General features: G+C 69.2%; 4 protein-coding genes. 1 reads left to right on the top strand and 3 read right to left on the bottom strand.

The features are described 5' to 3' along the window. Nucleotides 1-1,107: aminotransferase class III-fold pyridoxal phosphate-dependent enzyme (locus ACEU5R_RS31670; protein WP_392413843.1), on the bottom strand; the 1,107-nt coding region annotated here is incomplete at its 3' end. Between the two features lie 156 nt (nucleotides 1,108-1,263). Between ACEU5R_RS31670 and ACEU5R_RS31665 the strand changes: the two genes are divergently transcribed. Continuing rightward, entirely contained in the window at nucleotides 1,264-2,682 is a 1,419-nt protein-coding gene (locus ACEU5R_RS31665; RefSeq protein WP_392413841.1) for a PLP-dependent aminotransferase family protein, read from the top strand. A gap of 25 nt (nucleotides 2,683-2,707) precedes the next feature. Here ACEU5R_RS31665 and ACEU5R_RS31660 read toward each other — a convergent pair whose 3' ends face one another. Both ACEU5R_RS31660 and ACEU5R_RS31655 read right to left on the bottom strand, forming a co-directional pair. Next, nucleotides 2,708-3,193, bottom strand: coding sequence for a dihydrofolate reductase (locus ACEU5R_RS31660; protein ID WP_392413839.1), 486 nt, complete (start codon nucleotides 3,191-3,193; stop codon nucleotides 2,708-2,710). A 236-nt stretch (nucleotides 3,194-3,429) separates the two neighbouring features. After that, nucleotides 3,430-5,237, bottom strand: a 1,808-nt coding sequence (locus ACEU5R_RS31655; RefSeq protein ID WP_392413837.1) for an EAL domain-containing protein, incomplete at its 5' end; no start/stop codon positions are given.

Here is a 5,237-nt window from a genome sequence, read left to right as displayed (position 1 = left end):
GTCGATGACATGCGGCGCGCCCTTGAGCGAATGCGCGGCTTCCTGGAAGGCGCCGGACAGCTTGCGGGCGCGGCCGAACAGGTCGTCGCGCTGATAGATGTCCAGCGTCGCCAGGATGGCGGCGGCGGCCAGCGGATGCGCCGAATAGGTGTAGCCGTGGAAGAACTCGATGCCGCCCTGCGGGCCGTTGACGATGGCGTCATGCACCTCGCGCTTGACGGCGACCGCGCCGGCCGGAATGGCGGCGTTGCTCACGCCCTTGGCCATGGTGATCAGGTCCGGCGTGACGCCGAAGTAATGTGCGGCGGTGGCTTCGCCCAGGCGGCCGTAGGCGGTGATGACCTCGTCGAAGATCAGCAGGATGCCGTGCTTGGCGGTGATTTCACGCAGTTTTTCCAGGTAGCCCACGGGCGGCACCAGCACGCCGGTGGAGCCGGCCATGGGCTCGACGATCACGGCGGCGATGGTGGACGCGTCATGCAGCGCGATGATGCGTTCGAGTTCTTCGGCCAGGTGCGCGCCCCAGGCCGGCTGGCCCTTGGAATAGGCGTTCTTTTCCAGGTTGTGGGTGTGCGGCAGATGGTCCACCGCCGGCAGCAGGGCGCCGGAGAAGGTCTTGCGGTTGGGCGAGATGCCGCCCACCGAGATGCCGCCGAAGCCCACTCCGTGATAGCCGCGCTCGCGGCCGATCAGGCGGGTGCGCTGGCCTTCGCCGCGGGCGCGGTGATAGGCCAGGGCGATCTTCAGGGCGGTGTCCACCGACTCGGAGCCCGAGTTGGTGAAGAACACGCGGTCCAGGCCGGCCGGCATCAGGCCGGCGACGGCCGTGGCGGCCTCGAAGGCCAGCGGGTGGCCCAGCTGGAAGCCGGGCGCGTAGTCCATCTCGCCGGCCTGCTTGGCGATGGCCGACACGATTTCCTCGCGGCAATGGCCGGCGTTCACGCACCACAGGCCCGCGGTGCCGTCCAGGATCTGGCGGCCGTCGGCCGAGGTGTAGTACATGCCCTTGGCGCCGGCCAGCAGGCGCGGTTGCGCCTTGAACTGCTTGTTGGCGGTGAAGGGCATCCACAGATGGGACAGGTCGGGAAGCTGGGCGCGGGCGTTCATGGCGACTCCTGGGTAAGGAAAACCGCGGGGCCTGCAAGGCGCGGGCGGCGGGATTGCGGATGATTCTGGTATGTCCGGCCGGGATTGAAAATATACGATCCGTGCAAAGCGCCCTAACTGTATAGTTCCAACCATGACAACTGTACAGTTTTGGCGATGATCGATTTCCAGCCCCAGCGCGCGCGCGGCCAGGGGCCGACCCTGGTCGAGCAGCTGGTTGCCGCCGTGTTGCGCGCCATCGAGCAGCAGGTGCTGCGTCCGGGTATGTCCCTACCCTCGGTGCGGGAGCTCGCGCGCCAGTACGAGATCAGCACTTTCACGGTGGCCAGCGCCTACAGCCGGCTGGTGTCGCTGGGCTGGCTGGCGGCCCGGCCCGGAGCGGGCTACCGCGTCGCTTCGCCGGACGCGCCCGCGCGCCGGGGCGAGACGCCGTCCTGGGAGCCGCCGCGCCTGAACGCCGGCTGGCTGGTGTCGGACATCTTCGCGGACCATTCCATCCCCATCAAGTCCGGCTGTGGCTGGCTGCCGGGGGAATGGCTGAACGAGGAAGGGCTGCATGTGGCCCTGCGCCACCTGGGCCGGGTGCCGGCCATGCGCATCGCCAACTACGGCCATCCCTATGGTTACGCGCCGCTGCGCGAGACCATCGCCGCCAGCCTCAGCGCGCAGGGCATGGAAGTGGAGGTGTCGCAGGTCCTCTTGACCCAGGGCGTTTCGCACGGCCTGGACATGGTGATCCGCACCCTGCTGCGCCACGGCGATACGGTGGTGGTGGAACAGCCGGCCTACGCCAACCTGCTGCAGATGCTGCGGCTGGCGGGCTTGCGCGTGGTGCCGGTGCCGCGCAATGCCGACGGACTGGATTGCGAGGCGCTGGAGCGCGTTGCGGCCCAGCATCGGCCGCGAGCCCTGTTCATCAATACGGCGCTGCAGAATCCGTCCGGCGCCAGCATCGGCATGGCCAACGCCTTCCGCATCCTGCAGACGGCCGAGCGGCACGGTCTCTGGGTGGTGGAGGACGATATCTCGCGCGAGCTGGCGCCCGGCGTCACGCCCATGCTGGCGGCGCTGGACGGCGGTTGCCGCGTGGTCTACCTGGGCGGCTACTCCAAGGTGATCAGCCCGTCGGTGCGGGTGGGCTATGTGGTGGCGCACCGCGACCTGGTGCGCGATATCGCCCGCACCAAGATGGCCGTGGGCCTGACCTCGCCCGAGATCATGGAGCGCATCGTGCACCAGGTGATCCGCGAGGGCCGCTACCGCGCCCACATCGCGCGCACGCGGGAGCGGCTGGAACAGGCGCATGCCGCCGTGGCGGGGCTGATGGACGCGCATGGCTTCGACATCCACACGCGGCCACAGGCGGGCCTGTTCCTGTGGGCGAAAGTGGCGGGGCAATGGCGCGGGCGCGGCGCCAACGGGCTGGCCGAGATGGCCTTGAAGGACGGCATCTGGCTGGCGCCGGGTTCCTACTTCGAGGCCGACGAGGCCGACACGCCCTGGGTGCGCTTCAACGTCGCGTACTCGGAAGCGCCGGCGCTGTGGCGCTTCATGCGCAACGCGGGCGCGGCCTGAGGGTCGGCTCCCGAGGCGCGCCCGCTCAGGCGCGCTCGTAGGTCACGAAGTCGTATTCGTAGCCGTTCTCGGCCGGCTGCCGCTCGCGCGCCGTTTCCTTCCATTGGAAGGCCGGCAGCAATGGGAAGAAGGCATCGCCCTCGACCCGGGCATGCACCTCGGTGGCCAGCACGCGGCGCGCCAGCGGCAGGGCCTGCGCATAGATCTGCGCGCCGCCGATGACGAAGGCCTCGGCGACATCGCCGCAGGCCTGCGCCGCCGCTTCCAGCGACGCCACCACGATGGCGCCTTCCGGCGCGAAATCCGGATTGCGGCTGACGACGATATTGGCGCGCCCCGGCAGCGGCCGCCCCAGAGAATCCCAGGTCTTGCGGCCCATGATGATGGGATGACCCAGCGTGCTGCGCTTGAAATGCGCCAGGTCCCCCGGCAGCCGCCAGGGCAGGGCATTGTCGCGCCCGATGGCGCGGTTGTCGGAATAGGCGACGATCAGGGTCAGGCTGGGAGTCATGCGGACGCTATGGCGAAGTTCAAGGACGGCGCGACAAGCGCGCACTGCCGTAAGCGTAGCAAATCCGCGCAGGCCGACGCGCGCGAACCCTCAACGCCCCCCGCGCCCGATTCTCTCAACAAGGCACACTCACCACCCATCGTAGGCGGCCCGCAGCGGGGCCGCTGCGGAGCCGGCTTTGCCGGTCCGCACGCGGCGCCCCTGGGGGAAGGCGCCGCAGGCGCCTCGGGGGGGCCTCATCCATTAGCGTGTTCGAGGAACTCGGTGGCCGGCATGGGCTTGCCCAGCAGGAAACCCTGCAGCGAATCGCAGCCCAGGCCGGTCAGGAACTTCTGTTGTGCGGTGGTCTCGACGCCTTCGGCCACGATGCGCAGGTTCAGCTGCTGCGCCAGGGCGACGATGGCGGCCACGATGGCCGCATCCTCGTTGTCGTTCTCCAACTGGTTCACGAAGCCGCGGTCGATCTTCAGCTCGGTGGCCGGCAGGCGCTTCAGGTACAGCAGGCTCGAATAGCCGGTGCCGAAGTCGTCGATGGAAATGGTCACGCCCAGGCCGGACAGGCGCTTGAGCACCGCCAGGCTGGCCTCGGCGTCACGCATGGCCGTCGATTCGGTCACTTCCAGCGTCAGGCAGGACGGCGGCACGTTGTGCCGGGCGAGCGCGCCGCGCACCGTCTCGACCAGGCTGGCATGCGCGAACTGCAGCGCCGAGATGTTCACGGCGATAGTCCAGTGGCTCTGGCCCGCGTCGATCCATTCGCGCATCTGGCGGCAGGCTTCGTTGATGACCCAGTCGCCGATCGACAGGATCAGGCCGGTTTTTTCCGCCGTGGGAATGAACAGGTCCGGGCCGACCAGGCCGCGCGTGGGGTGGTTCCAGCGCAACAGCGCCTCGGCGCCGATGATCGGGCCGGCCGGCGCTTCATATTTGGGCTGGTAGTGCAGCACGAACTGGCCGCGCTCCTGCGCCAGCCGCAGGTCGTGCAGCAGCTCGATCTGTTCGTGCGCGTCGGCGTTCATCGACGGCTCGAAGAAGCTGTAGCCGGTGCCGCCCAGGCGCTTGGCGTGATACATGGCGGCGTCGGCGTTGGTCAGCAGCGCGTGGGTGTCCTCGCCGTCGTTGGGATAGATGGCGATGCCCACGCTGGATGTCACCAGCACTTCGTGGCCGTAGACCGTCACGGGCCGCGCGATGGCATTGATCAGGCGGTCGGCCACGCTGGCGGCGTCGGTCGGTTCGCCCACTTCGCTCAGGACGATGAATTCGTCGCCGCCCAGTCGCGCAACGGTGTCCTGGGTGCGCAGAGTCTGGCGGATGCGTTGCGCCAGGTCGATGAGCAGCGCGTCGCCGGTATGGTGGCCGTAGGCGTCGTTGACCGCCTTGAAACCGTCCAGGTCGAAGAACAGCACCGCGAAATAGCCCTTGCGCCGGCTGGCGCTTTCGATGGCCTGCTCCATGCGGTCTTCGAGCAGAATGCGGTTGGGCAGCTTGGTGAGCGTGTCGTGCAGGGCCAGCTGCACCAGTTCTTCGTTGGCTTCGGCCAGCGACGACGCCAGGGCCGAGGTGCGAGCTTCCAGCCGGTTGTCCAGCACCGCCACGATCAGCGCGATGCCCAGCACGCTCAGGGTCACGGCGGTGACGGCGATGGCCAGCCAGCCAGCCGACAGGCCGCCATTGGAGGCCAGGCAGACGCTGTCGTCCGGAAAGCCCGCGGCCTGCATGCCGGTGTAGTGCATGCCGACGATGGCCAGCCCCATCGCCACCGACGCCAGCGGCCGTAAAAACGCCATGCGCGGCCCGTCGTGGCGCAGCCGGTAGGTGATCCACAGCGCCGCGCCCGACGCGGCCACGGCGATCAGGATGGACAGCGCGAACCAGCCTCTGTGATAGACGATGCCGGGCTGCATGCGCATCGCGGCCATGCCCACGTAGTGCATCGCCGCGATGCCCGCGCCCATGAGCAGGGCGCCGACCGCCAGGCGGCGGGGGGGGCGGGGGGGGGGGGGCCCCCGCCCCCAACCCCCAGCCCCCCCCCCCCCCCCCC

Source organism: Achromobacter sp. 413638 (assembly GCF_043119405.1).
Lineage (GTDB): Bacteria > Pseudomonadota > Gammaproteobacteria > Burkholderiales > Burkholderiaceae_B > Achromobacter.
Note: the sequence above shows the minus strand (reverse complement) of the source record. Positions and strands in the feature narration are given on the sequence as shown.

Bases quoted from the DNA above. Each gene is read 5' to 3' on its own strand.
- ACEU5R_RS31665 (WP_392413841.1), top strand. From the start codon at position 1,264: ATGATCGATTTCCAGCCCCAGCGCGCGCGCGGCCAGGGGCCGACCCTG.
- ACEU5R_RS31660 (WP_392413839.1), bottom strand. From the start codon at position 3,193: ATGACTCCCAGCCTGACCCTGATCGTCGCCTATTCCGACAACCGCGCC.